Annotated in this window: 5 protein-coding genes and 1 pseudogene (1 of these 6 only partly in view); 4 read left to right on the top strand and 2 right to left on the bottom strand. The window is 69.5% G+C overall.

What is annotated here, in order from left to right:
- Both ACFR9S_RS08635 and ACFR9S_RS08630 read right to left on the bottom strand, forming a co-directional pair.
- The coding region (locus tag ACFR9S_RS08635; RefSeq protein ID WP_379818431.1) for a hypothetical protein at positions 1 to 182 on the bottom strand (182 nt) is incomplete at its 3' end.
- The gene (locus ACFR9S_RS08630) at positions 179 to 466 is read right to left on the bottom strand and encodes a hypothetical protein (RefSeq protein ID WP_379818430.1); all 288 of its coding nucleotides are present in this window, start codon (positions 464 to 466) and stop codon (positions 179 to 181) included. The genes ACFR9S_RS08635 and ACFR9S_RS08630, both read right to left, overlap by 4 nt.
- 89 nt (positions 467 to 555) lie before the next feature.
- Here ACFR9S_RS08630 and gcvT point away from each other — a divergent pair, with 89 nt between their 5' ends.
- From gcvT to gcvPA, 4 genes and pseudogenes are all read left to right on the top strand, one after another.
- Entirely contained in the window at positions 556 to 1,665 is a 1,110-nt protein-coding gene (gene gcvT, locus ACFR9S_RS08625) for a glycine cleavage system aminomethyltransferase GcvT (protein ID WP_379732608.1), read from the top strand.
- Positions 1,662 to 2,042, top strand: a complete 381-nt coding sequence (gcvH, locus tag ACFR9S_RS08620) for a glycine cleavage system protein GcvH (protein ID WP_379732607.1) — start codon at positions 1,662 to 1,664, stop codon at positions 2,040 to 2,042. Before gcvT ends, gcvH begins: the two co-directional genes overlap by 4 nt.
- A 75-nt stretch (positions 2,043 to 2,117) precedes the next feature.
- Positions 2,118 to 2,429, top strand: coding sequence for a hypothetical protein (locus tag ACFR9S_RS08615; protein WP_379818429.1), 312 nt, complete (start codon positions 2,118 to 2,120; stop codon positions 2,427 to 2,429).
- 144 nt (positions 2,430 to 2,573) lie between these two features.
- A pseudogene (gene gcvPA, locus ACFR9S_RS08610) lies at positions 2,574 to 3,348 on the top strand (aminomethyl-transferring glycine dehydrogenase subunit GcvPA) (it continues 561 nt past the right edge of the window).

Raw genomic sequence — 3,348 nt, 5'->3', positions numbered from 1 at the left:
GGGCGTCCAGGCGCCTGTTCGACCAGCGATCCGACCGTGAACACGAGCGTCGACGCCGCCAGCGCCACGATAGCCTCGGTGTGCAGCACCGACCGGGAGTAGGCGACGACCGGGTAGAGGATCGCCAACGAGATCGTGACCAGCACGACGGTCTGGACCGTCAACAGGGCGTGGCTGGTCATAGCGCCCTCCGCCCGCTCAGGAGCAGGATCGCCTGCATCGCGGTCCACGCCATCAGGACGACGGCGAGCGTGCCGAAGGCGCGGCTGGCGGTGGTCGCCGCGGCGGGGGCGACCACCTTGGTCGCCGCGATCGCGAGGTACGCGACGGTGATCGGGACGAGCGGGCGGACGACCCGTCCGAACGGCGTCCCGCGGAAGCCGCGCGCGGCGACGGCGGTGAACGGTAGCGTCGCCGACAGCACGACGACTTGCCCGAGCCGGAACAGTTCGACGAGCGCTGGCACACGGGCTTTCTGGACCGTGTGGCAGTTAGCCTTTGGGACCGCAGGCGGCGGATGGCAAGACATTACTTCCCGCCACCGGCACAGCCTCTATGGCCACACGGCGACCACCGCTGTACGGGGTCCACGAGGACCGCGGCGCGGGGTTCACCGACTTCGGCGGCTGGGAGATGCCCGTGGAGTTCGACTCCATCCGGGCCGAACACGCCGCCGTCCGGGAGGCCGCCGGGATCTTCGACGTCTCCCACATGGGGGAGATCCGCGTCGAGGGTCCCGACGCCGAGACACTGATGCAACGGCTCACGACCAACGACGTGTCCGCCATGGGCGCGGGCGACGCCCAGTACACCTGCATCACCGACGAGGACGGGATCATCCAGGACGACACGATGATCTACCGCCTGCCCGACGGCGGGTTCCTGTTCGTCCCCAACGCCGGCCACGACGAGGAGGCCGAGGCGCGCTGGGTCGACTACCGCGACGAACACGACCTCGACGCCACGGTCGAGAACGAGACCGAGGACTGGGCGATGTTCGCGGTCCAAGGCCCCGACGCGATCGGACTCACGAGCGAGGCGGTCGACTCGATCGACGCCCCGCTGGCCGAGGAGAGCGACGAGATCGCCGACCTCTCGCGGTTCACGGCGACGGAGGCGACCGTCGCCGGCGTCGACTGTCTGGTGGCCCGTACGGGCTACACCGGCGAGGACGGCGTGGAGATCCTCTGTGACACCTCCGACGCCGAGACGGTCTGGGCGGCGTTCGACTGCCAGCCCTGCGGGCTCGGCTCGCGGGACACGCTCCGGATGGAGGCCGGCCTGCTCCTCTCCGGGCAGGACTTCCACCCCGAGGAGAACCCCCGGACGCCCTACGAGGCCGGGATCGGCTTCACCGTCGACCTCGACACCGAGTTCGTCGGCCGCGACGCGCTGGCGGCCCAGAACGAGTCGGGGATCGACGAGACGTTCACCGGGCTCACGCTGCAGGAGCGCGGCGTCGCCCGCCACGGCTACGAGATCACCCACGACGGCGAGACCGTCGGCGAGGTCACCAGCGGGACGATGAGTCCCACGCTGGAGGAGCCGATCGCGCTTGGCTACCTGCCCACGGAACTGGCCGAGGACGGCACCGAGGTGCACGTCGTGATCCGCGGCGAGGAGAAACGAGCGGCAGTCACCACACCCCCCTTCATCGACCAATGAGCTTCGACGTACCCGACGACCGGAACTACCTCGCATCGCACGAGTGGGTCACCACCGACGAGCCCACCCGAATCGGCATCTCCGACTTCGCGCAGGACGAACTCGGCGACGTGGTGTTCGTGGAACTGCCCGACGAGGGCGACGAGATCAGCCACGACGAGGCGTTCGGCGTCGTCGAGTCGATCAAGGCGGTGTCGGATCTCTACGCGCCGATCTCCGGCGAGGTCGTCGCCGTGAACGAGGACCTCCACGACCAGCCCGAACTGGTCAACGAGGACCCCTACGGCGACGGCTGGCTGCTGGAGGTCGAGCCCAGCGACGAGTCGGAGTTCGAGGAGCTGATGGACGCCGAGGAGTACGAAGCACAGATCGCCTGAACCGCCGGCAACGACCGTTTTCTTCGCATCCCGACGCCCGCAATAGCTATCCGCCGAGCGAGCCAGAGAACAGCCGTGCGTACCAGATCCAGCCAGCGATCGGTCGGGTTCGTCCCCGTCGTCGTCGCCGCCCTCGGCGTCGTCCTGCTCGGCTACGGCGCGCTCGCGGTCGGCGCGTCGCCGCTGGGCGGCGCGTGGCTCGCGCTCTCGGGGCTGTGCCTGCTGCTCTCGGGCGTTGTCGCCACGCCGTGGGCCGCCGATCGGTTCGACCTCACGCCCGGCCAGCAACGGAACACTGCGCTCGTCTTCGGCGGCGCCGCGCTGTTGGTGCTGTTCGTCGTCGTGAACGTCGCGAGCTTCGAATCGGGCGGGAGCGTCGGGAACTGACGTTTCGCCGGCACGACCCTGCACAGTCACCCCCAGTCGCGCGCCGGAGTCGGCACGTCTTTGTCCCCGAAGTGCCACGGTTTCGACCATGAGCCACGGCAGTTCTCACCACGGACGGAGCCTGTCTCGCCACGGAGGGGGACGATGAGCGGAAGCCCGTACGCCCCCCACACCGAGGCCGAGACGGCGGCGATGCTGGACGCCGTCGGCGCCGAGGACGAGGCCGAACTGTTCGACATCCCCGAGCCCGTCGCGTTCGACGGCGAGTTCGGCATCGACGCGCGCAGCGAGCAGGAACTCCGCCGAGAGCTCTCCGGCCTCCTCGGCCGGAACGACGACCTGACGGAGTTCCTCGGCCGCGGCCACTACGAGCACTACGTGCCGAGCGTCGTCGACAGCCTCTCGAAGCGCTCGGAGTTCCTGACCTCCTACACGCAGTACCAGCCCGAGATCACGCAGGGGTTCCTGCAGGCGCTGTTCGAGTACCAGTCGATGCTCGTGGAGCTGACGGGGCTGGGGATCGCCAACTGCTCGATGTACGACGCCGCGACCGCGCTGGGCGAGGCCGCGCTGCTCGCCGAGCGCGTCCGGAGCGCCGACGGCGAAGTCGTGCTCGTCCCCGAGCAACTGCGGGCGGGGAAACGCTCCGTGCTCGCGAACTACGTCGACGGCGCGGACCTACGGATCGAGGAGTACCCCTCGGACCAGGGAACCGCCGATATCGACGCGCTCGCCGACGCGGTGGACGAGGAGACGCTGTTCGTCTACGCCGAGACGCCGACCGTCCGGGGCTGTATCGAGCCGAACCTCGCCGAGTTCGGCGAGATCGCCGGCGAGGCGGGCGCGATCTTCTGTCTCGGCTCCGACCCGGTCGCGCTGTCGATACTCGAAGAGCCAGCCAGCGTCGGCGCCGACGTGG

This window comes from Halolamina salina, assembly GCF_042678005.1.
GTDB lineage: Archaea > Halobacteriota > Halobacteria > Halobacteriales > Haloferacaceae > Halolamina > Halolamina salina.
This window is presented reverse-complemented; position numbering and strand designations above follow the sequence as displayed.